We start from the raw sequence: 26,508 nt of genomic DNA on the forward strand, positions 1-26,508 counted from the left end.
GTCAAATAAGGCTCCGTGCATTCACCTGAACGCACGGAGCTGCAACTTCGATCCAAAACACATCAGCCCGTCGCGCCGCTCATTCCGGCTTGCGGTTCAGGGCAGCACATTCCGGCACCGCCGTGATCGCCGCACCGCCGGCAAGCCAGGCGGCGAGATTGTCGACCACCAGATCCGCCATCGCGTTGCGGGTGGAGACCGATGCCGACGCCACATGCGGCAGCAGACAGGCATTGGGCAAGTCGATTAGCGCCTGCTGCACATGCGGTTCGTTGGCAAAGACATCGAGACCGGCGGCAGCGATCCGCCGTTCCGTCAGGGCCGCAATCAACGCTGTCTCGTCAACCGTCGAACCGCGGCCAACATTGATCAACACCCCATCTGGCCCAAGTGCATCGAGGATGTCGGCATTGACAGCCTTGTCGGTTGCGGGCCCGCCCGGCACCACCACAATCAATGTGTCAACTGCCTTCGCCATTCCCGCAAGCGTTTCGTGCCAGGGATAATCGACATCGGTTCGTCTTGTTCGCGTGTGGTAGTGAATGCCGACGCCGAAAGCCTCGAGCCGCCGGGCGATGGCAAGTCCGATACGCCCCAGCCCGAAAACGCCGATAGTCCGCCCCCGCAATGTCAGCGGCGTCAACCGATAGGGCCCTTCCTTGGCCCAGCGACCGGCGCGAAGGTAGGTTTCCGCCTTCGGAAGTTCCCTGAGTGTGTTGAGCAACAGGCCGACAGTGGTATCCGCCACCTCATCGCTGAGCACATCGGGTGTGTTGGTCACCATGATGCCACGCGAAGCGGCATGGGGCGCGTCCACGGCATCGTAGCCAACGCCAAAGTTGGCGATGATGGCAAGATTGGGCAAGGCATCGATGAAGTCGGCGGAGACGGTGGTCATCGCCGCAATTCCCTTCACCCGCGAGCGCGTCTGCGCATCAATTAGCGCCGCGTCGGCAGCGTCGATGAAGACGGCATCGAACTCGGCTTCGGCGCGCTCGCGAACACGCGGATGGATCCGGCCCGGAATGAGGACGACGGGGCGTTGATCACTCATCGGCCAGCTCCCGGGTTCAGCGGCATCGTCGATTGCCGGATCCGCATTTCCGGCTTGATCAAATGCAGGCCGTCAGCTTCGCTGGAGCCGTTGAGTTTGTCGAGCAGCGCGCGCGCTGCCCGGCGGCCAACCTCCGATTGTCCATTGCAGACCGTCGTCAGCGCAGGCATCGCGATTGCCGCCTCTTCAAGATCGTCATAACCAGTCACTGAAATATCCTTTCCGGGCACCAACCCCGCGCGGGCAATGCCACTCATCAGACCAATCGCCACCAGGTCGTTCCAACATACCGCGGCGGTCGGTTTGAGCGAATTGGCGAGAAAATTCACCGCCGCCTCGAACCCGCTCTGCTTGGTCCGCGGACCGGGAATGCGCAGCGCCGGATCTACATCAATCCCCGCCTTCCTGAGTGCCTCGGCATATCCCGCATAGCGATCCCGCCCGGTTGACGTGTGATCGGTGCCGCCAATCATGGCGATGCGCGTGTGCCCCAGGCTGATCAGGTGATTGGTGGCAAGGGCGGTGCCATAGGCATCGTCGCCGCGAAAGGTCGGCACGTCAATCTCCGGCACCGAGCGGGCAATCAGGATCGCCGGCATGCCATTGTCCTCGGCAAGCCGGATGTCGGATGCGGGTGTACCGATGGCTGGCGACATGATCACCCCGTCACCGCCCAGCTGCAAAAGCGTTTCAATGAAATTCCGCTGTTTCTCCACCGAATCATAATGATTGGACAGAATGAAGGTTTGTCGGCTGCGGTCCAGTTCGGTCTCGATCGCCTTGAGAATTTCCGCATAGAACGGGTTCATGATGTCGTGAACCACGACCCCGATGATGCCGGACCGTGAGGTTCTGAGTGACGCGGCGCGGCGATTGTAGATATAGCCGAGCTCGACGGCTTTTTCCTTGATCCGATCGCGCGTCATGTCGGCCACCAGCGGACTGTCGCGCAACGCCAGAGATACCGTGGCGGTCGAAAGGCCGAGAGCCTCCGCGATCGTGGACAGTTTAACTTTTTGCGCCAATTCCCGTATCCCCACTGGCGGAGCCCCGCGCCCCAATTTCAATTATTTAAGCAGATCTAAAAGGTTTAAACCGGGCTGGCAATCAGTCTGTTGATGGCTCCGGACCGTCCTAGGCCAGATCAGCATCTTCATCTGCTGCCAATGTCGCCGCTTTCAGCGGATCGCTTGCCGCGGCAGGCACGGCGCTCAACGAGGCGCCGATATTGGTATCCATCGTCGCCAACAGGTCGAGCAAGGTGATGACATCCTTCTTCTTCAACCCGGCGAATGCGGTCTTTTCGGTCCGGCGTTGCGCCTTGCGCACCGACTTGATCTGATCACGGCCAGCATCGGTCAGGTACACTAGCATCATCCGTCCATCGTCGGGAGATCCTTCGCGGCGCACAAAACCCTGTGCGGCAAGCCGGCCAATTGTCTTGGTGATGGTTGGCGCCTTGACACCCAGCGAAGCCGCGATCATGCCCGGTGTCTGGCCGTCACGGGCATCCAGCGCCAGGATTACCCCATCCTGGCCAGCATAGAGACCAAGATCGAGTAGCCGTCGTGACAACGCCGTCCTGGCGTTACGCGCCAACTGATTGACCAGGACCAGCGCCTCGGCCTGCCCCTGTTTCTTTGTTTTTCTGCTCTTGCTTTTGGACTTGATTTTGGCGGACACGGTCAGCTCCTTCTTGCGGCCTTCGATCCATCACCCTAGACTCAAGCTCTTCAATCCGGACCCTAACCAAGCAGCACCGGAAAAACCACAGCATGCACACACAATCCGTCCCGATCGCCATCCTGCCTCTCGGCGCCCATGAGCAGCATGGCCCGCATCTTCCCTTCGAGACCGATGCGCTGATTGCCGAATCGATCGCCCGGCGCCTGGCTGAGGCGGCGCCATCATCCGTGAGGGTCGAACTGTTGCCGGTCGAGCCGGTCGGCTACTCGATCGAGCACATGGATGTGCCCGGCACCAGAACGCTGGCATTTGATGAAGCGGTCAACCGCTGGATCGGCATCGCCGAAAGCTGCGCCGCGCGGGGCATTCGGCGGCTGCTGCTGCTCAACGCCCATGGCGGCAACTCGCCGCTTTTGACAATCGTCGCCACCGAGGCCCGCGTCCGCTTCAACATGCTGGCAGTGGCCACCAGCTGGACCCGATTCGGGGTTCCTGCCGACATCATCACGCCCGCAGAAAAATCCCTCGACATCCATGCCGGCGACATCGAGACATCGGTCATGCTGGCGTTGCGGCCGGATCTGGTGCGGCGCGAGGCGCTGCGCGATTTCCCCTCGCGCCAGGCTGAATACATCGACCGTTTCACCCATCTTCGCGCCTACGGCCCGCACGCCTTCGGCTGGAAAATGTCGGACCTGAACAAGGATGGCGCAGCCGGCAATGCCAGCCAGGCAAGTGCCGCCAAGGGCGAAGCGATCATCGCCCATGCTGTTGGCGGTCTTTGTGACCTGCTCATAGACATGGCCAGCTTCGAAACCGATGATCTGAATTGAGGGATTGACGACACCGCAACCGCTCTTCGGTTGAAAGGCTCGGTGCGACGTAATGCGATGGACTGGAGCCTTTTCAGAAACGATTTTGATTTAGCCGTTGATCATGGCCCGTGATAAAACACGCACGCCAGACTCAGAATTGAGTGGAAAAATAAATGGACGACACAAACACGATCATCATCGGCGCCGGATTGGCGGGTCTCACCCTCGCAAGACACCTGGCAGATCAGGGCATCAGTGTCATCGTGTTGGAAAAATCCCGCTCGCCAGGTGGGCGTCTGGCGACCCGACGCAGCGACCACGGCAATTTCGACCATGGCGGCCAATATCTGACCAGCAGAACGCCGGAATTCACATCACTGGTCAACCACCTGGCCCAGGCCGGCGAGCTGGCTGTTTGGCGGCCGCGCGGCAAGGACAGCGCTCGACCCTGGTGGGTTGGCCTGCCAGGAATGTCGGCCGTCGGCAAGGCACTCACCGAGGGCCTGCAGGTGCATCTTGGTACAACCGTCACCCGCATTGGCAAGCAACAAAACAAATATCTGGTCGAGGTCGAAACCGCCGGTGGTGTCGCCGAAAGTTTCCGGGCGGCGCGGGTGGTGACGGCTATCCCCGCGCCACAAGCGCTCAAACTGCTGCATCCTCTGGATTCCGCCTTCGCCCCGCTTGCCGCGGTCAAGATGGCGCCTTGCTGGTCGGCCATGCTGGCGTTTGAAACAAGGCTCGATGATGTGCCCGATCTCATTCGCGGGCAGCCCGGCGATTGTCTCTCGCTGATTGTACGAAACAGTTCAAAACCGCAGCGGCGCGGCGAGACTTTCGTGCTCCATGCCGGCCCTGAATGGAGCGACGCCCGGCTGGATGAAGACCATCAGACGGTCGCCGCCGAGTTGCTGGTTGCAATGCGGGCCGCAACCGGCCTTGGTGCGGATTTGCCGAAGCCGGTCCATTTCGACCTGCATCGCTGGCTCCACGCGCTGGCCCAAACGCAGCTTGGTGCACCCTTCATCGGCAATGCCGATGGCACGCTTTTCGCTTGTGGCGATTGGTGCATCGCCGCAAGGGCAGAAGCCGCGCATCAATCAGGTCTGGCGCTGGGCCAACACATCCTTGCCTTGTGAGTGGCACAATCCGATCCAAGCGCCTATATGCAAGTTCAACCAAACCATCCTGACCGAGACATTCCATGAGCGAAGCCCCATCCCCCATTCCCGTAACCGTGCTGACCGGATATCTCGGCGCTGGCAAAACCACGCTGCTCAACCGGATCCTGTCGGAACCGCATGGCAAGCGCTATGCGGTGATCGTCAATGAATTTGGCGAGATCGGCATCGACAACGACCTGATCGTGGAATCCGACGAGGAAATCTACGAGATGAACAATGGCTGCGTCTGCTGCACCGTGCGCGGTGACCTGATCCGCGTGGTTGAGGGACTGATGCGCCGGCCGGGCAGATTTGACGCCATCATCGTCGAAACCACCGGCCTTGCCGACCCCGCACCCGTCGCCCAGACGTTTTTCATGGATGAGGATGTCCGCGCCAAGACCCGGCTTGATGCCGTGGTGGCGCTGGTCGACGCGCGCCACCTACCGGCTCGGCTCAAGGACAGCCGCGAGGCCGAGGACCAGATTGCCTTTGCCGATGTGGTGCTTCTCAACAAGACCGACCTGGTGACGCCTCAAGAACTCGACGAAGTCGAGCGTATCGTGCGGACGATCAATCCATCCGCGCGGATCCACCGCACCGAGCGCGCATCCGTGTCGCTTGACGCGGTGCTGGACCGCGGCGCGTTCGATCTCAGCCGTGCGCTCGACAATGACCCGCATTTCCTCGACCACGATGATCCCGACCACGCCTGTGGTCCCGATTGCGATCATGATCACGACCATCACCACCACCATGACCACGCTCATCACGACCATGCGCATCATGATCATGACCACGCGACGCCGGCCGCCATTCACGATCTGACTGTACAGTCGATCTCGCTGCGCGCCGGCCCGCTGGAACCGAAACGCTTCTTCCCCTGGATTGAAAAGATCACCCAGATCGACGGCCCAAATATTTTGCGCCTCAAGGGCATTATCGCCCTGGCCGGCGATGATGACCGTTACGTTATTCAGGGTGTGCATATGATTGTCGAAGGCGACCATCAGCGCGCTTGGAAGGATGATGAAAAACGCGAAAGCCGCATTGTCTTCATTGGCCGCGATCTCGATCGCGAAAAGCTCGAACGCACTTTCCTAGCCTGCCAGGCCTGAGGACATTTCGCCATGCCGACAGTCGCGCCGATTGATCTCGACGATCACTGCCTTGCCACCGCATTCCTGGGCGAAGTGCCAGCTTTTGCGCTCGCCTCCGGCCAAGTGGTGCGGCTCGATCATGGCACCCAGCGCCATGAACTTCACGACGGCCTGCTGGCTGCAACCACCACTTGGGACAACCAATCGCTGATTACCGGCGGTGAAGACGGCAAGGTCATGCGGCTTGGCGCCGACGGCACCCAAACCGTTCTGCGAGAGCCAGCGCGCAAATGGGTCAGCGCCGTGGCCGCCGGACCACAGGGCGCGGTGGCCTTCACAGAGGGGCGTGTTGCCACGGTGATGCTGGCTGACGGGACACAACAGCGTTCATTCGAGGAAGCCCGTACCATCGAAGGCCTGGCCTTCGCGCCAAAGGGCATGCGGCTGGCAATGGCACGCTACAACGGTGTGTCGCTGGCTTTCGTCAATGGCAATGCCCCGGCAGTCGATTTCGAGTGGAAAGGCGCCCACAACCAGGTGATGTTTCACCCCGATGGCCGCTTTCTGGTCACCGCCATGCAGGAAAATGCGCTGCACGGCTGGAAACTCGACGGCAAGCCCGGCAGCGAACAACGCCACATGCGCATGACCGGCTATCCTGCCAAGGTCAAATCGCTCTCCTGGTCCAACCGCGGCAAATGGCTTGCCTCCTCAGGTGCGCCTTCGGCCATCGTCTGGCCGTTTTCCGGCAAGGATGGCCCGATGGGCAAGGCGCCCAAAGAACTGGGTCAGCGCGCCGATACGATGGTGACCTGTGTCGCTTGTCATCCGGTCGAGGATCTGGTCGCCATCGGGTTTGGTGACGGCATGGTGCTCGCCGTCCGCATCGCCGATAGCAAGGAGGCGCTCCTGCGCCGTCCCGGCAAGGGCCCAATCACTGCCATGACCTGGAACAAGCCCGGTCGCCTGCTCGCGTTTGGATCGCAAGCAGGCGATTGCGGCGTTGTCGACATCGCGGGTTAAACTCCCGGCAGGTTACCAGGACAATTGCAGTTGCGGGCGGCCGTTGGAAGTGCGCTCGCGGCTGACGCCATCCTTGCCGATAACCCCGTTGACGCGCTTGCGAAACGACGAGAAGCTGTCGAAGGTGACAACATCGACCGCTTCATCCAGATCCAGAGACACCCGGTAATTGCCCGGCGCTGACGTCAGCGCTTGTATGCCGACAATCCGGGCGGCAAAAGGTTGGCCCAGATAGGCCCCGGTCACCCGCGCACCAGGCGCCAGATATTCAGGCCCGCGACGGTTTCCCAAGGCAGCGTGCAACGTGTTCCAGTCATTGAAGCCATATTGTGCCGCAATCAGTTCCAACGCCCTGGAATGACCAATGGTTTCGCCATTGGCTTCAAGACGGGATCTCAGGCGGCGCGCCTGGTCTTTCAGCATATCTAACGATGGCAGTGGCGTGTTTTCACGCATGGCAGTTCTCCTGTCACGACATGCTTGGTATCGAGGGGTGTCCGCATTCCACCATCTGGCATGTCATCATCAAGGTGACTGCTCGAAAGTTGGAGACTTCACCACGGCATTGCGCCTGCGGACGGCCGGGGCTCCAGACCCGAAGCCGCTCAGATAGGGACGCCAGGGCCACTTGTCAATCTCCTGCTCATAGCGCTGCACTGAGCAACCATCGCTAAAATCCTGGCTCCATGGAACTTATCCTCGTGTGCAAGCGTTCGGTTTGGGACTCCGGAGGAATTGAGACATGAGCCGACCAAGCCCCACCCCCTCGCCCCGCCTGACCCGCCGCGCCATGCTGACAGCCGGTACCGCACTGGCGCTGACCGCTGTAATCCAATGGCCGGCGCAAGCTACGACAGGCATGGACGCTGATGCCTTCCTCGCGCTTTCGAAAGAACTGACCGGCAAGGCTGATCTTGACGGCGATATAGCTGCGAAGATGCTCAAGGCTTTTGAAACAATCGGCAAAACCGATGAAATCGCAGCGCTCGCCAACGGCCAGGCCAAACCGGATCTCGGCAACGACATTGTCGCTGCCTGGTACAGTGGCTTTTCGCCCGACCCCGACAGCAGCGAAGTCGTCGCCTACAACGACGCGCTGATGTGGCAGGCCATGCCCTACACCAAGCCGATGGGCCAATGCGGCGGCGAGACAGGCTATTGGGCTGAACCTCCTGTCGGCTGATCGCAACAGCCACCCGTATTTTTCATTTCAGGGAGCCGTTTCATGGCCAATGACATTTCAGCAGATATTCTCATCATAGGAACCGGCGTTGCTGGCGCGATCACCGGGGCCAAACTCGCCGCAAAAGGCTTGAGTGTCGCATTTCTCGAATCCGGCAAGCGGATTGACCGGTTTTCAGCCGTCGAAAAATTCTGGACCGCTGCCATCAAGGTACCGGAATCGGCCTATCCCAACGACCCCACAGCCGAGCACCCACTGTCACACCGGATCGAGGATTTCTACCAGCAGATGGGCCCCGAGCTGTTTCGCTCGACCTATATCAAGGTCGTTGGCGGCACCACGTGGCACTGGTTGGGGACGACCTTGCGCAACGTGCCGGCCGATTTCAAGCTCAAGTCGCTCTATGGCCGCGGCGTCGACTGGCCGATCGATTATGATGACCTCGAGCCATTTTACCAGGCGGCAGAAAATGAGATCGGCGTTGCCGGCGACGCCACCGATGATCTCGGCTCACCGCGATCAGGCGATTACCCGATGCCGCTGATCCCGATGACCTATCTCGACAAGCAATTTGCTGCCGCGCTCGACGGCTCGCCCTACCAGGTTCGTCCAACCCCGCAGGGCCGCAACTCCGTCTTTCACGCCGACCGGCCCGAATGTTGCGGCAACAATTCCTGCATTCCGATCTGCCCGATCCAGGCCAAATACGATGCCACCGTGCATGTGGCCATGGCAGAGGAAGCAGGTGCCAAGGTCTATGACGAGACAACGGCCACACGTCTCAATCTCGGAGCCGACCGGGAAATTGAATCCGTCGAATTCCGGCGCGCCGATGGCAGCACAGGCACCGCGGCAGGCAAGGTCGTGATCCTTGCCGCCCACGCCATAGAGACGCCGAGGCTACTGCTCAATTCCGCTCAGGAGGGCGCTCCCGATGGCGTTGCCAACAGCTCCGGCCAGGTAGGACGCAGCCTGATGGACCATCCCAGTCGCCTGAGCTGGGCCGAAGCACCTGAACCGGTGTGGCCCTATCGCGGCCCGCTCTCAACCTCGGGCATCGAAAACCTGCGTGATGGCGATTTCCGCAAGCAGCGCGGCGCATTCCGCATCGAAATTGGCAATGACGGCCATAGCTGGCCCACCGGCGCACCGGCCACGACGGCTGCGGACCTCGCGCGTCAGGGATTGCGTGGCGACGAGCTCGATGCAGCCATCAAGGATGCCACCTCGCGCCAGATCCGGCTCGCCTCGCTTGTCGAACAGACCCCCGACGCCGACAACCGCGTGACGCTCGACCCCGACAAGCGCGACGCCAACGGTATCCCGCTGCCGCGCATCCACTATGATTTTGACGCCTACACGCGGGACGGTCTGAAAGCTGCGGAAAAGGCACACGACGAAGTCTTTGCCGCCATGGGTGCCAAAAACATCAAGCATTCACCTGATATCCAGGGTTCGGGTCATATCATCGGCACCGTGCGCATGGGCGCCGACGCCAACAGTGCAGTTGTCGATGCCGATCTGCGCAGTTTCGATCACCGCAACCTGTTCTTGCTGGGTTCGGGGACATTCCCCACATCGGCAACGGCCAACCCGACCTTGACCATCGCGGCACTCTCCTTGCGAGCCGTCGATGCCATTGCCGCGTCAGTCAAGTAACCGCCACAGGCCATCTGATAATCGATCGCTTGACGCTCAGTTGATGGCGGCGCCTTCCAGCGCCGCCTCGCGGTATTCGGTCGGACTGACCCCGACCCGTTCGCGGAAGGCGCGATTAAACGGCGCCAGCGACGCATACCCCAAACTAAAGGCGTGCTGGATGATCTGCTCGCGCGCCATACCCGGATCGGACAGCCGACGTTTGGCCTCGTTGATGCGGTAGTCATTGACGAAAGCAGCAAAATTCCTGTAGCCGAGCCCACCGTTGATTAACCGCCTAAGCCGATGCTCGGGAATATGCAGGATATCGGCGAGCCCGCCAATCGTCAGACCCGGCTCGAGATAGAGCCCGCCATCCATTGCCTTGACAACCCGCTCGAGTTCCAGCCGGTCGGCCGCCGACAGGGTGCTGCGGTCTGCACTCACGCTCGCGCCGTCCTCAACCCGCTGGAACAGTTCATCCTTGAGATGCGTGAGCCAGTAGGAAAACCCCAGCGTAAAGACGAAATAGACAATCGCGTACAAGAAGCACAGCGCGGCATCAAGCGGTCCATCGACGCTCACCAGGTTGGAGACAAACACAATCAGGGTGAAGGGAGGCACTGAAAAAGCCAGTGCAAGGCTGAACGCGCGCCGCTCGTTGACCAGATCACCGGCCCTGTCGCTCAACGCCTTGTGGATTATCAGCCCCAACAACACCGCATTGAGAACCACCAGCGCCACATCCAGCATCCATCTCGATTGAGCGGGTGCGATCAGCAACCCGGCAACCAGCGGGATGGCGACAAGCGCCGGCACAAAGTGCTTCAGCTGCCAGCGGAAGCGGTCGTCGAACAACGTCAGTACGAACCACCACATGGCAATGTAATGCAGCTGCTGAAACGGCACCACCAGGTAATCGGTCGGCGCCAGCGCCTCCGTGACCGCCGGCGCATTGAGGAAAATCTCGACCACGCCGGTGGCGCAGAACAGGATGCCGGTTCCGACCAGTGCGGTAAATTCCGGCCGCCGCAGCAGGTGGATGATCACCAGCAGCAAAATGCCAAACGTTCCACCACGCAGGATCAGGTCCATGAAGCCGGCAAGGGTCAGTTCAATTGACATCTTCAGGTCCACTTAAGGCACATCGCCACATCGGCGCGCTCGACATTGCAGCGGAGATAGGGACTGGCGGCGCGACAGTCCAATCGATTCCGGAAATTTCGCACCAAAACTGAAACACACGCTTCGAATTTCAAAGTCGCGCGGCGCACCGCCGGGCCGATCCCCATGTTCAGCTCATCGCCGGTTGGGGCCCGCGGCAACTACCGCAACCTGAACCGCACAACAATTCTAACACGCTCTTGAAGGAGATCATCATGAACAAGTTTGCTCTCGCCGCCGCACTTTCCCTGGCCGCCATGCTGCCCGTCACCGCTTCCTCGGCTTTCGCCGAACCCGCCAGCACTCAGGCAGCGCTCTGCGAGACAGCCCCGGCCAAGGCCACTCAAGCCGACATCGATTGCACCGCCACATCGCAATTTACCCGCGATGAAGACGCTGCCGCCAAGAAGTACCCCTCCGGCCCGGTCAATTTCGGCAACGGCGTCGTGTTCTGATCGCTTTGGCCAGCAGCAAGGAATGCGCCGACCGTCCCTCCGGTTCGGCGCATTCCATTCAAACCCGCATTGTTCCTGAAAATTCAAGCGACCCGCATCAACCGCGCAGAGCGGGTGCGCCGCACAAATGCCGGTGCCAACCGGCCATTCGGCACCAGCAAACCGGCTACCTCGTCAAGATATCCTGGCAAAAGCTCGCAGCCGAGCAGACGCGAGCGCTCAACCGGCCCCGGCATGATCAACCCGCCAGTTTTCTCGACGGAAAATCCAAAGCGGCTGTAATAGGCTGCATCGCCAACCAGCATAATGGCGCCATGCCCAAGCTCTGTCGCCCGGTCGATCGCATGCCGCATCAACGCCGAGCCGATGCCCCTCCCAGCGACTTCCGACGCCACAGCCAGCGGACCGAGCAGCAGCAGTTGCCGACCACCCGCAGCCACATCCCACAGCCTGACACTGCCGATCAGCGTGCCATTGCTGTCACGGGCGACAAAGGCCAAACCCGATGACGGCAGCATGCCACGGCGAAGCTTTTCCGACGATTTGCGCTTGCGCCCCGGGCCCATGGCGCGGTCAAGCATCGCCTCGCGGGTCCCACGATCGGTTCCAATTTCATTTTCAATGGCAAATCCGGTTTTGCCAAACCCACACACATGGCCAGTCACGGGCTGATCCTCGATATATCAAACCAACGCTTGAACACGGCTTCGCCTGCCCCGGGCACGTGCCGCGGCAGGCATCGGCCTGAACGAACATTCCGTTCAGATCACATAGGATCGCAAGGGTTCGAACCCATTGAAAGCCACCGACGAATAGGTGCTGGTGTAGGCACCCGTGCCCTCAATCAGCACCTCATCTCCGATGGTCAGCGAAACCGGCATCGGATAGGGATTCTTCTCGTACATCACATCGGCCGAATCGCAGGTCGGGCCGGCCAGCACGCAGGGTTCCATCTCATCGCCGTCACGCGCCGTGACAATCGAGTAGCGAATGGCCTCGTCCATGGTTTCGGCGAGACCGCCGAACTTGCCGATGTCGAGATACACCCACCGCACCTGGTCTTCGTCGGACTTGCGCGAAACCAGCACAACTTCCGCCTTGATCGCACCCGCGTTGCCAACCATGCCGCGGCCGGGTTCGATGATGGTTTCGGGAAGCTGGTTGCCGAAATGCTTGCGCAGCGAACCCAGGATCGCCTGGCCGTATGCCTGCGCGGTCGGAATATCCTTGAGATAGCGGGTGGGGAAACCGCCGCCCATGTTGACCATCTTGAGATGAATACCCTGCTGGGCCAGCTTGTCGAACACCCGGCGGGCATCGCCGAGTGCTGCATCCCAGGCATCGAGCTTGGTCATCTGCGAGCCGACATGAAACGAGACGCCGTGCGAGTTGAGGCCCAGCTGATGCGCATAGACCAGCACATCGACAGCCATCTGCGGCACGCAGCCGAACTTGCGCGACAGCGGCCATTCGGCGCCTTCGCCATCGGTCAGAACCCGGCAGAACACCCGGGCGCCGGGCGCTGCGCGGGCGATCTTTTCAACTTCTTCGTGGCTGTCGACAGCAAACAGCGAGACGCCCAGTGCATGGGCGCGGGCAATGTCACGCTCTTTCTTGATGGTGTTGCCATAGGAAATCCGGGCAGAGGTGGCGCCGGCTTTCAGCGCCATTTCGATTTCGGTCACCGAGGCACAATCAAAATTGGAGCCGAGGCCGGCCAGCAGCCGCAGGATTTCCGGCGCCGGATTGGCTTTGACCGCATAATAGATCGAACTGTCGGGCAGCGCCTTGCTGAAGGACTGGAAATTGTCGCGCACCACGTCAAGGTCAACCACCAGGCAGGGACCATCGGGACGTCGGGTGCGAATGAAGTCAAGAATGCGTGCAGTCGTCATCGGGTGCTCCGTTCCCGGCCCGGTCAGGGGCCATATCTAGACAGAGCATCGTGCGGCCACGCTGTGAGACCCGGCCTTTGGAGGAACCGGATTCCGTCGTGGACGCTTGATGCGTCGATGAACCAGGCCATTTCAGGCGTTGGTTCGCTCTCGTCTGCCTTGGATTGGAGGGGGAACCCGACCGCACTTCCGGCAATGAAGGTGTGCCTCTTCAGTAACCCCGGCTGTTGGAGAGCCGGTAGACACCAGAAAGGCCCGCACCGTCGTTGCTTCAAGATGTCCTCGCTCATCCGGTTGGCCGGAGAAACGACTGGAGGGGTTAGTTCCAGGTACCATACCGATTCCTCACCATTCGAGGGTCGGCGGACACCCACAGGCACGTGCGACTTTGGGCTCAAGCGACATAGGATTTTGCCGAAGCTCATGCAAGAGTTTTCTTGCATTGCTCTTGAAAAACTGTGGCATTGAACGAATATCGGTCATTGTTCGATATATCACGACAGTACCAAAATCCCGCGCTGGTCTGGCGCCAACCCGAGGTAATTACCTGCCATGGACACACTGACCCGGATCCGCGCCTTTATCGATGTGGTTGAAGCCGAGGGGTTCTCCGCCGCCGCGCGCAAGGTTGGCCGCTCCAAGGCACTCCTGTCGAAATATGTCCGCGAGCTTGAAGACGATCTTGGCGCCCTACTGCTCAACCGCACCACCCGGCAATTCTCGCTGACCGAAGCCGGCCATATCTATTTTCGCACCGCTTCCGACATTCTCAGAGAAATCGACAATCTTGCCGATCTGGTGCGCGAGGGCTCGAAAGACGTCCGCGGACGGATCAAGGTTTCCGCCCCGCGCACCTTTGCCGACGCTGCGGTCGGCCAGTCCCTGATCGATTTTGCCGTTGCCCATCCGGAAGTGACGTTGGAAATCATCTCCGACGACCGTTTCGTCGATCTGGTCGAGGAAGGCTACGATGTGGCGATCCGCATCACCCGGCTCGAGGATTCCGGGCTGATTGCCCGCAAGTTGGCACCGTTTTCACTGATCCCCTGCGCTTCACCGGAATTTCTCGAAAAGCACGGCCCGATCACCCACCCGTCGCAACTCGCCGGCATTCCCGGCATCATCGACACCAACGGCCGTTTTCTCAACAATTGGCGCTTTGAAAACAGCGATGGTTCGGCACTTTCCGTGTCGGTTGATGGCAGACTCGAGGTCAACAGCCCGCTCGCTGCCATGCGGGCAGCGGAGGCCGGGCTCGGCGTCGCCGTATTGCCAGATTTCATCTTCCGCGAACGCCAGGCCAAGGGAACACTGACTCCGATTCTCGATGGCTACATGTCCAATGACCGCGGCATCTACGCGATCTACCCGCACCGTCGCTATCTGCCGGCCAAGGTGCGCGCCTTTGTCGATTTCCTGACCCAATGGTTCAAAAACGCGGCATGACCCAGTTTTCAACCAGCAGAGGCCGCAGCCGCCGAATTTAGGCCCATATTGCCTGCCACAGCCAAAACCACATTTGCATGCAACCAGATGGCGGACCATGACCAAGCCAATTCCCCTGATAGGATCGGGCCTTGCCGCAATCGCTGCGCTGATAACCCCGTCAATCGCTTTGGCGCATCCCCACGTCTTCGCCGAAGCGCGGCTCGAGGTGGAGACCACTGCTGATGGCTATGTCAGCGAATTGCGCCATGTCTGGCGGTTCGACGAGGTGTTTTCGTCCAGTGTCATGCTCGATTTCGACATGGATGGGAATTTCGAACTCGACGCGGGAGAACTTGCCAAAATCAGCGAGTTGGTGACCGATTCGCTATCCGAATTCGACTATTACACCACCCTCACCGTCAACGGCGTCGACGCGGCATTCACGCTCCCTGAAGCGATCAAGGTTGCGTTCCAGGACGGCCAACTGCTGATGTTCTTCGCCGAGGTGCCCTCTGACAAACTGCCGCTGAAGGGCAAGATCGCCATCGGGGTCTATGATCCGACGATGTATGCTGCGCTTGATTTCATGAACGATGCAGACATGGCGGTAACCGGCAGTTCGGCAGCCACCTGCGCCCGTGCTGTGATCCGTCCGGATCCCGACGAGATCATCGCTCAAAACCAGGATTCCCTGACCGAAGCCTTCTACGACACCACCACCAGCAATGACCTATCGAAACTGCTGGCAACGCGGCTGGAGTTGACCTGTTGACAAAACCCGTTTCGATTGGCGCCAAGCTGGCTGCCATCATTGCGTTACTGCTTGTTGCCAGTGCAGCCCACGCCCAATCCTCGCTCGGCATCGGCACCGCTGAACCCTCGATCACGCCGGGCGGATTTGGCGGGCCGTTGATCGACTGGATCAATACCCAGCAAAAGGCGTTCTACCGCGCCCTGACCGGCTCTCTCAAAGCCATGCGAAGCGATCCCTGGCAGGTATGGGGGTTGATCGGCCTGTCTTTCCTGTATGGCATTTTTCATGCTGCCGGCCCCGGCCACGGCAAGGCGGTGATTTCGTCCTACATGATCGCCAATGAAGTGGCGCTGCGACGTGGGGTATTGCTGTCGTTCCTGTCGTCATTCCTGCAGGCGCTGACAGCGGTGATTGTCGTCGGGCTTGCCTATTACGTTCTGCGCGGCGCCTCTATTTCCATGACCCAGGCAACATGGTTCATGGAGACCGCGAGCTATGGCCTGATCGCCGCTTTCGGTTTTTGGCTGCTGAGCCGCAAGCTGCTGTCGCTACGCGCGGCGCAATCGCCCGCGCATGCTGCCGCACATCACGATCATGGACATGCCCATGCGCAGGAACATGCAGAAGGACGCCATCATCATCACGTCCACGCTGAGGGTGAAGTCTGCGCCAGTTGCGGTCACGCGCACATGCCCGACCCGAAACTGATCTCTGGCAGCAGCCTGAGTTTGCGCGAAGCCTGGAGCGCGGTAATTGCGGTCGGCCTCAGGCCCTGTTCAGGCGCGTTGATAGTGTTGACGTTCTCGATGCTCAACGGCCTGTGGTTGGCGGGCGTGGCCTCTGCTTTCGCCATGGCGATCGGCACCGCCATCACCGTCTCGGCACTGGCGACGCTTGCCGTCACCGCAAAGGGCGCGGCAGTCCGTTTTGCCGGCGCCTCGCTGGGCAGCCATGTTGGCACGATAATCGAAATTCTCGGTGCAGTCCTGGTGGTGGTGCTCGGTTTGTTGTTGCTCGCAGCCTCATTACAGAGCTGAGCGCGGCCTATTCGGGATCGGCTTCGCCCCTGTTCCGACGCTTGCCACGCAGCCAGAACACCCCGAAAAAACACAGCACCAGTGCTGCCGCCAGTCCGACCGCCAGCCATGGCGATATCGCCGATGTGGCCAGCATCATCGCCGGCATGTAGTAAAATACGGTCCCGGTGACGCCAAGAATGACGAAGGCCGCGATCGCAGCTGATTTGTTCGATGTCGCCGGTTTGCTCAAAGCGTCGTTCCTTCATCAGTTGCGATCACACGACCGCAATGCGCTCGCGCTCAGGCCATGGTCGCGATTTGGCAGCCAAGTCCAGCCGTGGCCAAAATTGTCCGTGTCTGGTGGGCCAATTATGGCGCCTGTGTCAAGTCATCAGCCGGCCCGCACATATCCCCGTGACATATGGCCCGAACGGAGATCTGCCATGCCCCGCGACGCCGATTCACTCCACAAGGCTTGACGGGTCGCCTGCCACCGGAACGGACATATGCAGCACCTTCCTATCGGGCTGCTGTTCTTCCTGGTCAACCGAAAAACCCAGCTTCCTGTACCAGCCAGCCGCCGGATTGCGGCCATTGGTAATCAATTCCACCCTTTTAAGCCCAAGTTTTCTGGCGCGCGCGAAAGCAGTTTCCATCAGCGCCCGCCCAACACCGGACCCGGAGACCTGTTCCGCAGTGGCAATAGATTCGAGAAAAAGCCGGTCTTCGAGAATGCGCAGAATCAGCACGCCCAAAAGCGCACCGTCGCGCTCATCGAGCCAGATCTCACATTCCTCCATGATCACCCGATAATCCCATTCGAGCGGGATCGCCCGGACGCCGATCACCGCTTCAGTGCGGGCATATGCCGCGCGCTGGAAAACCTCGATGGCAGCCAAATCGGTAAGCGTCGCGCCCCTGAGCCCCTTCATACCAACGTCCTCCGAAATTCCTCGAGCCGCCTTTTCTGGCGCCCATCCTCATCAAAATTCGACGGATCGAGCCAGGCCTCGAACGCTTTTGCAAGCACAGGCCACTCGCCGTCGATCATCGAGAACCATGCCGTGTCGCGATTGGCGCCCTTGGCTACTATGTGTTGCCGGAACAGCCCCTCATACTGGAAGCCGAGCCGGTTTGCCGTCACCTTGGAAGCCTCGTTGAGATTGTGGCACTTCCATTCGTAGCGTCGATAGTCGAGATCCTCGAACACATGCCGCGCCAACAGGTAATGCGCCTCGGTCGACATCGGCGTGCGCGCCATCGTCGGCCCGTGCGCGACCGAACCGACCTCGACGACGCCATTGGCGGGATCGGGCCGCATATAGCTGGCCATGCCCACCACCTCACCAGTTTGCCGGCTGCGGAACACGCAAGTACTCCAGCCAGCCTCATGATTCTTCTGCTCAAGCCAGTCGCCCATTTCCGACGGCGTCGCATAGGGCCCATTCGGAAAATAGCGCAGCAGATCGTTGATCCCGTCGCCACCAAGCGCCTGCCAGAGTGCGGTTTCGTGGAGATCGCGCCGGAACGGTTCGATCATCACAAAGCGCCCTGTCACGGAAAAGGCCTTGGGCGCGGGACGGGGTTTCCAGTTCGTCAAATCGTGCATAGGTAATAGCCTGAATTGAATTTCGCGTCGGGATAGGACATGAGTTCAGGCGACATGACAACCACCTGCCAGGAAAAATCCGGATGATCCAGCCCGTCGCAGCCTTTGACCGCATAGGCGAAGAAAATGCCTTCGCCGTTCTCGCCCGCGCCACAGACCTCGCCAACCAGGGGCGTGACATCCTTAATCTCGGAATCGGCCAGCCGGATTTCAAAACCCCGGCGCACATTGTCGAGGCGGCGATCAAGGCGCTGCGCGACGGCCACCATGGCTATACACCCGCCAACGGCCTGCTTGCGACCCGCGAAGCGGTTTGCCGCCGAACGCTCACCATGACCGGCATCGAGGTTTCCCCCGACAGCGTCATGATCATGCCGGGCGGCAAGCCGACCATGTATGCCGCGATCCGCATGCTCGGAGAGCCGGGCGTCGATATCCTATATCCGGACCCCGGTTTTCCGATCTACCGCTCGATGATCGAGCATGTCGGCGCACGCCCAGTTCCGGTGCCTATGCGCGAGGAAAACGGCTTTGCCTTTTCGGCCGAGGAAACCCTGGCACTGATTACGCCTGAAACCCGGTTGCTGATCCTCAACTCACCGGCAAACCCGACCGGCGGCGTCACCCCGAAGAGCGAAATCGACAAGCTGGTAGCGGGCCTCGCCGACCATCCCCAGGTCGCCATCCTGTCCGACGAAATCTACGACGTGATGACTTATGACGGCGAGCACCACACCTCGCTGCTCACCTATCCCGAGATCCGCGACCGACTGATCGTGCTGAATGGCTGGTCCAAGACCTGGGCCATGACCGGCTGGCGCATGGGTTGGTCGATCTGGCCCGACAGCCTGATTGGTTATGCCCGCAAGCTCGCCGTCAATTGCTGGTCCTGCGTCAACGCGCCCTCGCAATTTGCAGGCATCGCCGCCATTGACGGCCCGCAGGATGCGGTGACCGATATGCTGGAAGCCTTTGATCGTCGCCGCAGGCTCGTCACCGAATTGCTCAACGCCTTGCCCGGGGTCTCCTGCGTCCTGCCCAAGGGTGCGTTCTACGCCTTCCCCAATATCAAGAACACAGGATGGATGGCCAAGCCGCTTGCCAGCGCACTGCTGGAACAGGCTGGCGTTGCGCTGATCGGCGGGCCGGATTTCGGCGTGCTCGGAGAAGGCTATATTCGCGTCTCCTGCGCCAATTCCGATCAGAACATCGAGGCAGCTATCGCGCGAATGGGAGAGTTTTTGGAGAATGCCAAGCCCTGACACGGTCAAGGGCGGCTTTCGCCGCCCTATCCGTCATGCCGTTCTTGGGAGGAGTGGAGAGGCATGTCTGATGATCAGGCTGCGCTCAAAGAGTTAACGGCACGTTAACGCCTGGCCCACTTTATCATCAGCAAAGCCAAACATCGGCGTTATGGAGTGAAAACCCGAGCCTAATTCTACAAAACACCAATTACGGTGTAGAATAATATTGATGCGGCAAAACAGAGCGCGCCGGCAACGATATCAACAGCGCGACCACACAATGCGACCATGGAAAGTTGTTTGATTCTTCTGGCCGGGTTAGAAATATAAGAACAGCTGATCTTTTCGGCACTGTCGAAGGTCCGGCAATAGCCCGCTCGCGGGACAGCGGATATCTAACATGATCAATCTCCCCCTTGCATGGTTGGTGAGTGCCTTGGCAACAATCGCCGCGGTGGCATTGGCCATGAACAGCAGGGTATCCGCACCGGCCCGTGCATTTTTCTGCGTGTTTCTGGTTTCCCTCGCCAGCATCGCCCTGATCATCGGATTGCGCTTGTCCTTTAGCATGACATGGCTCACGCGTGTGCAACCGTTGATCGCCCTGCTTCTCGGCCCCTCTGCCTCTCTGGGATTTCTGGCGCTGACACAGGAGCGCTGGCAAGCCTTGCAAAGGCCATTGGCGATCAATGCTGCGGTGGTTGTCATTGCACAACTTGCGATATTGGCATCGGATTCGGTCTCCGCCGATATTTTCGTTCTTGGTTTCAACATCGTCTACTTGGTCCGGATCTCCGCATTCTTGCGCCTGGATCCGGATGAATTCGTCCATGTCCCGGCTCAGGCGATTCCGGTCATGCGTTCGGCCTTGTACGCAACAATCGCACTGCTGGGATTGATGGTCGTGGCGGATTTTTCGATAGGCGCGGCAATCCTCTTTGCCGGCGACGGCCAGGCGATGCAGATGCTGTCGGGTGCAGCAGGGATCATGGCCGCATTCTGCTTTGCCGTTGCACTGATCGTGGCGCCGCAAGTGTTGCGCATGCCGGTATCCGGAGTGGCCCACGAACAACAGCAGCCGACTGCGTCCGAAGACGACCGCTGGCTGCTTGCTGCTCTCGACGCAATGCTGGACGAAACCCGATTGTTCTCCGACAACAATCTGACACTGGTCCGGGTTGCGCGGCGGATGGGCGTTCCGGCACGGCAGATTTCAAATGCCGTCAACCGGTGCACCGAGGATAATTTCTCGCGCTACATGAACGGATTCCGGATCCGTCACGCCCAGAAGCTGCTGCGCGACACCGACCTTCCGATCACCGAAATCATGCTCGAAGCCGGCTTTGTCAGCAAATCCAGCTTCAATGGCGAGTTTCGCCGGATCGCGGGCCTGACTCCATCGCAGTATCGCGCCCAGAAACCAGACGTCTAGAAAGCAGAACACGCGACATGGCTGACGTCCGCGCCAAAGACATCCGCCAGCAACGACTTGCCCGGGTTGAGGACAAAGCCGTGCTCCACAGTCAGCCCTTCCTGGATCGCAATCTGGTAATCCCGTGTTGTCCCGACACGATACTGGTCGCTGACGATATCCTGGCTGGCGATAAGGCGCTGGGCAATCCCTGCGTCATGTATGGTCAGGCGGATGGTCTTCGCCTGCGCGGTGCCGATGTCGTCGCCGCCAAAATCCCCTGCAACAAATCGCAGCGGCACGCTCAGACAATCATTGCCGTCCGCATTCCGAAGCAGCGCGACGCCGGTGCCGGCAATACCGCGCAGTTGCAACAATGAGGCTTCCCGGGCGTTCTTGATTATGACGACACCGAAAACGCCTGCGGGGATTTCCTGACCCTCCGCAATCCGCAGCATCGATGCGAGCGGCTGACCAGCTTCGCTTTCGGTGGTCGGGATCATCGAAGCACCAAGTCCAGCGGCGACCGCAAGGAATGCATAGGTGAAGATGATTGGTGTCTTGTTCATCAGCATGGTGAAATCCTTCGAGGCTTGATTGAGTGATCAGCAGCACGACCGCTGCGGACGCCCCATCTGGCACCGCCTCTCCGTCCCCTGAGCCCGAATGCACGTTTCAGAACGTTCGAAATCGCAATCCAGAACCAGCCGGCATGGCTCTCGCCAGCAGTTCCAACGCGGCCTTTGCAATTGGCACAAAAAAGCGGGGCGCTTGCGTGCCCCGCTCAGTTTGGGTTTGGGTCTTCTTGGCTTCAGGCGCCCAATTACCTATCTGGTCACGAGCTCCGGCCCCATCAGGCTGTAGGGCAGCCATGTCGAGAGCACCGGCACATAGGTGACGATGATCAGGAACAGGAACAACACGGCGACAAACGGCATCGCCGCGCGTACCACCTGCACCAGGCTCATCCCGGTAATCCCGGACGTGACGAACAGGTTGAGCCCAATCGGCGGCGTGATCATGCCGATCTCCATGTTAACTACCATGATAATACCCAGATGCACCGGGTCGACGCCAAGCTCCATGGCGATCGGAAACACCACCGGCGCCACGATCAGGAGCAGACCGGATGGCTCCATGAATTGGCCACCGATCAACAGCAGGATATTGACTGCGATCAGGAAGGTGAACCAGGTGAAGCCATAGCCAAGCATCAACTGGGTGATCGCATCGGGAATCCGTTCCGAAGTCAGCACATGGGCAAACAGCAGCGCGTTGACGATAATAAACATCAGCATGATGGTGGTCTTCGACGCGTCGACCATTACCTTGCGGATATCCTCGTTGAAGAAGGCCTTGCCGAAATTGCGCCCCATCAGCTTGAGGTTTCGGCCCCAGATCGGCAAGCCTGCGGCCAGTGCTGATGGCACCCCGGCAATCCCCTTGTCACCGCGCCAGGTGGTGTAAGCCACCAGAATGACAAACGAGATCGCCAGACCGAGATTGGAGCGGCCGGTGAAGGTGACCGTGTCAGAATCATTGGTGGCGAAAAACGACAGGATCATCCAGACAAAATAGAAGGCCACCGCATAGACGACACCGGAAAATCCCGCACGGGCAGCGCGTGAATCAGTCTCATTGACCCATGTGATGCCTGCCATCGGCCCCATGTCGCGATAAATGAAGATCGCGATAAAGAAGGAATAGACTGCGGCGACCGCAGCCGCTTCTGTCGGTGTGAAGACCCCGCCATAGATGCCACCGATAATGATGACGATCAGAAACAAGCCCCAACCGGCTTCCTTGCCACCCGAAACGATCTCGCCAATTCCGCGCCAGGGTTCTGACGGAAGTCCCTTGATCCGCGCAACAATATAAATCGCCACCATCAGCATCAGGCCGGCAACGATGCCTGGAACCACGCCTGCCAGAAACATCCGGCCCACTGACACATCCGTAGCCGCTGCATAGACCACCATGACGATCGAGGGCGGAATAAGGATTCCCAGTGTACCCGCATTGGCAATGATGCCCGCCGCAAATTCCTTGGAATATCCGACCTGCCGCATACCGGCGATGGCAATGGTGCCAATGGCAACAACTGTCGCCGGCGATGATCCCGATAACGCCGCAAACAACATGCAGGCAAGCACGCTCGCCATGGCAAGCCCGCCGCGGAAATGGCCAACGGTCGCAATCGCAAAGCGAATGATGCGCTTGGCAACGCCGCCGGTCGACATGAAAGCCGAGGCCAGAACGAAGAACGGGATGGCGAGCAAGGTGTAGTTTTGCGAGGCAGTGAACAGCTGGATCGCCACCGACGACATTGAATCATTGGAGAAGAACGCGATCAGAATGATCGAAGACAGCCCCAGCGACACGGCCACCGGCACACCGACGAACAGAAGCCCGAGAACGAGCACAAACAGAATTGCGGTTTCCATGGCGGTCAGTCCTTCAAAACGTTGCGGTTTTCGGCAACGAGGTCTTCCGCCTCATGTCCGGCAATGATCAGTTCGCGATCGCCGCGCCAGATAGCCCCAATGGCCTGCAGTGCACGGAAGCCGAACAAGCCCAGTCCGATGGGTAGAATGAGATAGGCAATCCAGCGCTGTACGCGCTCTTTCACGCCGAGACTGTCCTGCATCCATTCGGGATAGCGCAGATCGTCAAGTCCGATGCCGATCTGATACATCTTCGACCAATAAACCATCGCCCCGCCGCGGGTATTCGCGCCAAAGATTCCGAGCCACGCCGATTCAATCAGGATTGCGGCATAGAGAAAGGCGCAAACCGCGCCGAAAATGGCAAAGAAGCGAAACACCCGTTTGGGAAAAAGTCGCAGAAGGGCGTCTACACCGAGATGCATGCCCTGCTTGAGACCGTAGCTCATGCCGAACAGGATCATCCAGGCAAACAGGATCCGGGTAAACTCGAGCGCACCGGTCCAGCCGCTGTTGAAGCCGTACCGCGCGATGACCTGAACAAAGGAGACGATCGTGATCAGCGCCAGAATAACGGCGAGCACATTCTCCTCAAAGCGCGTGACCAAGTCTGGATTGCGGCGCTCCGCAACATAGAACACCAAGATCACTGCGCCCATGATTAGATAAGGCAAATAAGTATTCATGCGCCCCCCAGACGGCCCACCGCCAATATACAAGCAAACGGATCCGGGTGTCCCCGGATCCGCATTTCGACCAGGACTGGCTTAGCTGGCGTCGTTCGACGCCACTGCGGCCTCGATCAGATCGGCGCCGATATCGCCTTCGAACTTGGTCCAGACCGGCTTCATCGCATCGACCCAGGCCTTGCGCTGCTCAGCATTGAGTTCGCGGATCGTACCGCCGGCATCAAGGATGTTCTGCCGGTTTGCAGCTTCCGTTGCAGCGACCGCGGCGTTGGCTTCGATCGTCACTTCATCGGCGATCTTGACGAACTGGTCACGGACATCGGGGTCAAGGCTGTTGAGCCATTCAGTCGATGTCACCAGCAAATAGGCCAGCAGCTGATGGTTGGTCTCGGTCACGCCGTCCTGCACTTCGAAGAACTTCTGGGTGTAGATGTTGGACCAGGAGTTCTCCTGTCCATCGACAACGCCAGTCTGAAGCGCACCATAGACTTCCTTGAACGCAAGCTTCTGGGCCGAACCGCCCATGGCTTCGATCATTGCCACGGCAACGTCAGAGGTCTGGACCCGGAACTTGAGACCATCGGCATCGGACGGAACAAGCAACGGCTTGTTGGCCGAGAACTGCTTGAGACCTGACGACCAGTAGCCAAGCCCGGTGTAGCCCACATCTTCCATCACGGTCAGCAGACCCTTGCCTGAATCCGACTGGACGAAGTTGTCAACGGCCTTGAGGCTCGAAAACAGGAACGGCAAATCGAACAGGCGATACTTGAGGGTGTAGGCTTCGAATTTCGAAAGCGACGGTGCGGCAAGCTGGACATCGCCCAGCAGCAGCGCTTCGAGAACCTTGTCGTCGTCAAACAGGGTCGAGTTGGCAAACACTTCCATGCAAGCCGTGCCGTTCATTTCCTCGTTGACGCGCTTTGCAAGCAGCGTGGCGGCGTCACCCTTGGGGTGGCCTGTCGCGGCCACCACGTGGCTGAACTTGATGACCATTTCGCCATCATCGCAATTTGCCGAAGCTGCATTTGCCGAAAGCACGAGGGCTGCCGCGGAAACGGCGCCAAGAAGCAGTTTTTTCATAAGATATCCTCCACTGGGCACTTGCCCGAAACAGTGACTTGAAGCGGAGAAGGAAGACAGCCCGGTATGCTTACGCCCAGCAGGGCGCACGCTTTCCGGCGATGACCTCCCGCCCATCGCATTCGAAAACATTGCAAGCAACCATCGTGCCAGTTGGCGGCACAGAGACGAATTCGCCGCTATCGCGTCGTTTTACGGTGGCAGCCGACGATTTGCTACCGGCGTTCACCACGCAATGGGCACAAAACGACCCATCACACCCGTCTGAATGGGCATATCACGACCCACCAGCACCTTCGTCCGTGGAAATACTAAGACGACGCATCTTTTCGTACAATCCCTTGCGCGAAATTCCCAAGCTCTCGTAGGTGGGCTTCAGGGCACCGCCATTGCGGGCAATCTCGGCCTTGATGACGGCCCGCTCGAAAGCCTCTACCCGCTCCGGCAGATTGCCCGACACTGATTCCATTGCCGCTTCCGCCAGCGTTCCGAAGCCGGTCCACATGCCCAGCACAAACCGGTCGGCGACATTGCGCAGTTCGCGCACATTGCCCGGCCAGTCATGGGCCATCAGCCCGGCCTCGATCTGCGGCGTGATATCGGGAATTTCGCGGCGATAGCGCGCCCGCGCCTCGCGCGCCATGTGGAAGAACAACAGCGGTATGTCATCCTTGCGCACCCGCAATGACGGGATGTCGAGCGTAATGACATTGAGCCTGTAATAGAGATCCGTGCGGAAAGCCGGATTGTTACTCAGATCGGTCTTGGTTGCCGCCACGAAGCGCACATCGAGCGGCACCTGCCGGTTCGAACCGAGCCGTTCGATATAGCGCCCCTCGATGGCGCGCAGCAACTTGGCCTGCAGATCGAGCGGCATGGATTCTATTTCGTCGAGAAAGATCGTGCCGCCATTGGCATGTTCCATCTTGCCGATGCGTAGCTTCTGCGCGCCCGTGAAGGCTCCGGCCTCATGGCCGAACAACTCCGATTCAAAGATTTCCGCCGGCAGCGCCGCACAATTGATGGCAACGAAATTGGCTTTCCGCCGTGGCCCGAAATCATGCAGCGCGCGGGCCACCACCTCCTTGCCAGCGCCGGTCTCACCGGTTACCAGCACATCCGCGTCGGTATCGGCGACGGCCGCTATTTGCGCGCGCAGCCGCTGGATCGCCGGATTGCGCCCGACCAGTCGCGACGAAAGGTCATCGCCGCCATCGAGCGCGTTGCGCAGGATCCGGTTTTCGAGAACCAGCCTGCGCTTTTCAAGACCGCGTTCAATCACCGACAGAAGTCGGCTTGCCGCAAACGGCTTCTCGATGAAGTCATAGGCGCCGGCGCGCATCGCCTCGACCGCCATCTGCACATCGCCATGACCAGTAATCAGCACCACCGGCATGGTCGGATCGATCGACAGCACCTGCCGCATCAGCGCCAGCCCGTCCATGCCCGGCATCCGGATATCCGAGACAATCACCCCATGCAGGCTCCGCAGCGGCAAGTCAGCAATCGCTTCGGCCCGGTCGTGGCAAACCACATTCAGGCCTTCCAGTTCGAGCGATTGTTTCAGCGCATGACGCAGGTCGGCATCATCATCCACCAGATGGATAATACGATCCTCGTCTCTCAGCTCTGTTCTGGTTTGCAAAAACCG

Annotated in this window: 28 protein-coding genes; 12 read left to right on the plus strand and 16 right to left on the minus strand. The window is 59.8% G+C overall.

The window, feature by feature from the left end:
- Nucleotides 1-79: 79 nt before the first annotated feature.
- The 3 genes from OEG84_RS11890 to OEG84_RS11900 form a co-directional block, all read right to left on the minus strand.
- The gene (locus OEG84_RS11890) at nt 80-1,054 is read right to left on the minus strand and encodes a 2-hydroxyacid dehydrogenase (RefSeq protein WP_267653958.1); all 975 of its coding nucleotides are present in this window, start codon (nt 1,052-1,054) and stop codon (nt 80-82) included.
- A complete protein-coding gene (locus tag OEG84_RS11895) occupies nt 1,051-2,079 on the minus strand; it encodes a LacI family DNA-binding transcriptional regulator (protein WP_267653959.1) in 1,029 nt (342 codons plus the stop codon). The genes OEG84_RS11890 and OEG84_RS11895 overlap by 4 nt, the downstream gene beginning before the upstream one ends.
- Nucleotides 2,080-2,188: 109 nt before the next feature.
- Entirely contained in the window at nt 2,189-2,737 is a 549-nt protein-coding gene (locus OEG84_RS11900) for a MarR family winged helix-turn-helix transcriptional regulator (RefSeq protein WP_267653960.1), read from the minus strand.
- A gap of 92 nt (nt 2,738-2,829) precedes the next feature.
- Here OEG84_RS11900 and OEG84_RS11905 point away from each other — a divergent pair, with 92 nt between their 5' ends.
- The 4 genes from OEG84_RS11905 to OEG84_RS11920 all read left to right on the plus strand — a co-directional run bounded on the left by OEG84_RS11905 (nt 2,830) and on the right by OEG84_RS11920 (nt 6,841).
- The gene (locus OEG84_RS11905; RefSeq protein WP_267653961.1) at nt 2,830-3,573 is read left to right on the plus strand and encodes a creatininase family protein; all 744 of its coding nucleotides are present in this window, start codon (nt 2,830-2,832) and stop codon (nt 3,571-3,573) included.
- 155 nt (nt 3,574-3,728) lie between these two features.
- On the plus strand, nt 3,729-4,694 hold the full coding sequence (locus OEG84_RS11910) for an NAD(P)/FAD-dependent oxidoreductase (protein ID WP_267653962.1): 966 nt from the start codon (nt 3,729-3,731) through the stop codon (nt 4,692-4,694).
- A gap of 65 nt (nt 4,695-4,759) precedes the next feature.
- Nucleotides 4,760-5,836, plus strand: a complete 1,077-nt coding sequence (locus OEG84_RS11915) for a CobW family GTP-binding protein (protein WP_267653963.1) — start codon at nt 4,760-4,762, stop codon at nt 5,834-5,836.
- Nucleotides 5,837-5,848: 12 nt separating this feature from the next.
- Nucleotides 5,849-6,841 carry a WD40 repeat domain-containing protein gene (locus OEG84_RS11920; RefSeq protein ID WP_267653964.1) on the plus strand — a complete coding sequence of 331 codons (993 nt, stop codon included), beginning with the start codon at nt 5,849-5,851 and terminating at the stop codon, nt 6,839-6,841.
- Nucleotides 6,842-6,853: 12 nt separating this feature from the next.
- Here the strand turns inward: OEG84_RS11920 and OEG84_RS11925 are convergent, their stop codons facing one another.
- Nucleotides 6,854-7,297: a glyoxalase superfamily protein gene (locus tag OEG84_RS11925; RefSeq protein WP_267653965.1), complete on the minus strand. Its 444-nt coding sequence runs from the start codon at nt 7,295-7,297 to the stop codon at nt 6,854-6,856.
- Between the two features lie 286 nt (nt 7,298-7,583).
- Between OEG84_RS11925 and OEG84_RS11930 the strand changes: the two genes are divergently transcribed.
- Together OEG84_RS11930 and OEG84_RS11935 are read left to right on the plus strand one after the other, a co-directional pair.
- On the plus strand, nt 7,584-8,024 hold the full coding sequence (locus OEG84_RS11930; protein WP_267653966.1) for a sugar dehydrogenase complex small subunit: 441 nt from the start codon (nt 7,584-7,586) through the stop codon (nt 8,022-8,024).
- Between the two features lie 42 nt (nt 8,025-8,066).
- Nucleotides 8,067-9,683, plus strand: a complete 1,617-nt coding sequence (locus tag OEG84_RS11935; protein WP_267653967.1) for a GMC family oxidoreductase — start codon at nt 8,067-8,069, stop codon at nt 9,681-9,683.
- A 36-nt stretch (nt 9,684-9,719) separates the two neighbouring features.
- Here the strand turns inward: OEG84_RS11935 and OEG84_RS11940 are convergent, their stop codons facing one another.
- The gene (locus tag OEG84_RS11940; protein ID WP_267653968.1) at nt 9,720-10,787 is read right to left on the minus strand and encodes a helix-turn-helix domain-containing protein; all 1,068 of its coding nucleotides are present in this window, start codon (nt 10,785-10,787) and stop codon (nt 9,720-9,722) included.
- A gap of 254 nt (nt 10,788-11,041) precedes the next feature.
- On the opposite strand from OEG84_RS11940, the gene OEG84_RS11945 reads away from it, so the two are divergent.
- A complete protein-coding gene (locus OEG84_RS11945; RefSeq protein ID WP_267653969.1) occupies nt 11,042-11,281 on the plus strand; it encodes a hypothetical protein in 240 nt (79 codons plus the stop codon).
- Nucleotides 11,282-11,364: 83 nt separating this feature from the next.
- On the opposite strand, the gene OEG84_RS11950 is transcribed toward OEG84_RS11945, so the two are convergent.
- Both OEG84_RS11950 and odc2 read right to left on the minus strand, forming a co-directional pair.
- Nucleotides 11,365-11,946, minus strand: coding sequence for a GNAT family N-acetyltransferase (locus tag OEG84_RS11950; RefSeq protein WP_267653970.1), 582 nt, complete (start codon nt 11,944-11,946; stop codon nt 11,365-11,367).
- 96 nt (nt 11,947-12,042) lie between these two features.
- Nucleotides 12,043-13,176 (minus strand): ornithine/lysine decarboxylase, encoded by a 1,134-nt coding sequence (gene odc2, locus OEG84_RS11955; RefSeq protein WP_267653971.1) that lies wholly within the window; start codon nt 13,174-13,176, stop codon nt 12,043-12,045.
- Between the two features lie 552 nt (nt 13,177-13,728).
- Between odc2 and OEG84_RS11960 the strand changes: the two genes are divergently transcribed.
- The 3 genes from OEG84_RS11960 to OEG84_RS11970 all read left to right on the plus strand — a co-directional run bounded on the left by OEG84_RS11960 (nt 13,729) and on the right by OEG84_RS11970 (nt 16,395).
- Nucleotides 13,729-14,622: a LysR family transcriptional regulator gene (locus tag OEG84_RS11960; RefSeq protein WP_267653972.1), complete on the plus strand. Its 894-nt coding sequence runs from the start codon at nt 13,729-13,731 to the stop codon at nt 14,620-14,622.
- 97 nt (nt 14,623-14,719) lie between these two features.
- Nucleotides 14,720-15,376: a DUF1007 family protein gene (locus OEG84_RS11965; protein WP_267653973.1), complete on the plus strand. Its 657-nt coding sequence runs from the start codon at nt 14,720-14,722 to the stop codon at nt 15,374-15,376.
- Entirely contained in the window at nt 15,370-16,395 is a 1,026-nt protein-coding gene (locus OEG84_RS11970; protein ID WP_425602913.1) for a nickel/cobalt transporter, read from the plus strand. Before OEG84_RS11965 ends, OEG84_RS11970 begins: the two co-directional genes overlap by 7 nt.
- A gap of 7 nt (nt 16,396-16,402) precedes the next feature.
- Here OEG84_RS11970 and OEG84_RS11975 read toward each other — a convergent pair whose 3' ends face one another.
- The 3 genes from OEG84_RS11975 to OEG84_RS11985 all read right to left on the minus strand — a co-directional run bounded on the left by OEG84_RS11975 (nt 16,403) and on the right by OEG84_RS11985 (nt 17,986).
- Nucleotides 16,403-16,627: a hypothetical protein gene (locus OEG84_RS11975; RefSeq protein WP_267653975.1), complete on the minus strand. Its 225-nt coding sequence runs from the start codon at nt 16,625-16,627 to the stop codon at nt 16,403-16,405.
- A 211-nt stretch (nt 16,628-16,838) separates the two neighbouring features.
- Nucleotides 16,839-17,309, minus strand: coding sequence for a GNAT family N-acetyltransferase (locus tag OEG84_RS11980; protein ID WP_267653976.1), 471 nt, complete (start codon nt 17,307-17,309; stop codon nt 16,839-16,841).
- The gene (locus tag OEG84_RS11985) at nt 17,306-17,986 is read right to left on the minus strand and encodes a GNAT family N-acetyltransferase (protein WP_267653977.1); all 681 of its coding nucleotides are present in this window, start codon (nt 17,984-17,986) and stop codon (nt 17,306-17,308) included. Before OEG84_RS11985 ends, OEG84_RS11980 begins: the two co-directional genes overlap by 4 nt.
- Nucleotides 17,987-18,069: 83 nt before the next feature.
- On the opposite strand from OEG84_RS11985, the gene OEG84_RS11990 reads away from it, so the two are divergent.
- Nucleotides 18,070-19,248: a pyridoxal phosphate-dependent aminotransferase gene (locus OEG84_RS11990; protein ID WP_267653978.1), complete on the plus strand. Its 1,179-nt coding sequence runs from the start codon at nt 18,070-18,072 to the stop codon at nt 19,246-19,248.
- Nucleotides 19,249-19,548: 300 nt separating this feature from the next.
- Here the strand turns inward: OEG84_RS11990 and OEG84_RS11995 are convergent, their stop codons facing one another.
- Nucleotides 19,549-19,800 (minus strand): hypothetical protein, encoded by a 252-nt coding sequence (locus OEG84_RS11995; RefSeq protein ID WP_267653979.1) that lies wholly within the window; start codon nt 19,798-19,800, stop codon nt 19,549-19,551.
- On the opposite strand from OEG84_RS11995, the gene OEG84_RS12000 reads away from it, so the two are divergent.
- The gene (locus OEG84_RS12000) at nt 19,799-20,662 is read left to right on the plus strand and encodes a helix-turn-helix domain-containing protein (RefSeq protein ID WP_267653980.1); all 864 of its coding nucleotides are present in this window, start codon (nt 19,799-19,801) and stop codon (nt 20,660-20,662) included. The genes OEG84_RS11995 and OEG84_RS12000 overlap by 2 nt on opposite strands.
- Here the strand turns inward: OEG84_RS12000 and OEG84_RS12005 are convergent.
- From OEG84_RS12005 to OEG84_RS12025, 5 genes are all read right to left on the minus strand, one after another.
- Entirely contained in the window at nt 20,659-21,210 is a 552-nt protein-coding gene (locus tag OEG84_RS12005) for a hypothetical protein (protein ID WP_267653981.1), read from the minus strand. The genes OEG84_RS12000 and OEG84_RS12005 overlap by 4 nt on opposite strands.
- Nucleotides 21,211-21,468: 258 nt before the next feature.
- Nucleotides 21,469-23,085 carry a TRAP transporter large permease gene (locus tag OEG84_RS12010; protein WP_267653982.1) on the minus strand — a complete coding sequence of 539 codons (1,617 nt, stop codon included), beginning with the start codon at nt 23,083-23,085 and terminating at the stop codon, nt 21,469-21,471.
- Nucleotides 23,086-23,090: 5 nt separating this feature from the next.
- Nucleotides 23,091-23,744 carry a TRAP transporter small permease gene (locus OEG84_RS12015; protein WP_267653983.1) on the minus strand — a complete coding sequence of 218 codons (654 nt, stop codon included), beginning with the start codon at nt 23,742-23,744 and terminating at the stop codon, nt 23,091-23,093.
- 108 nt (nt 23,745-23,852) lie between these two features.
- Entirely contained in the window at nt 23,853-24,857 is a 1,005-nt protein-coding gene (locus OEG84_RS12020; protein ID WP_267653984.1) for a DctP family TRAP transporter solute-binding subunit, read from the minus strand.
- 277 nt (nt 24,858-25,134) lie between these two features.
- The gene (locus OEG84_RS12025; protein ID WP_267653985.1) at nt 25,135-26,502 is read right to left on the minus strand and encodes a sigma-54-dependent transcriptional regulator; all 1,368 of its coding nucleotides are present in this window, start codon (nt 26,500-26,502) and stop codon (nt 25,135-25,137) included.
- Nucleotides 26,503-26,508: the final 6 nt, after the last annotated feature.

The organism is Hoeflea algicola, assembly GCF_026619415.1.
In the GTDB taxonomy this organism is placed as follows: domain Bacteria; phylum Pseudomonadota; class Alphaproteobacteria; order Rhizobiales; family Rhizobiaceae; genus Hoeflea; species Hoeflea algicola.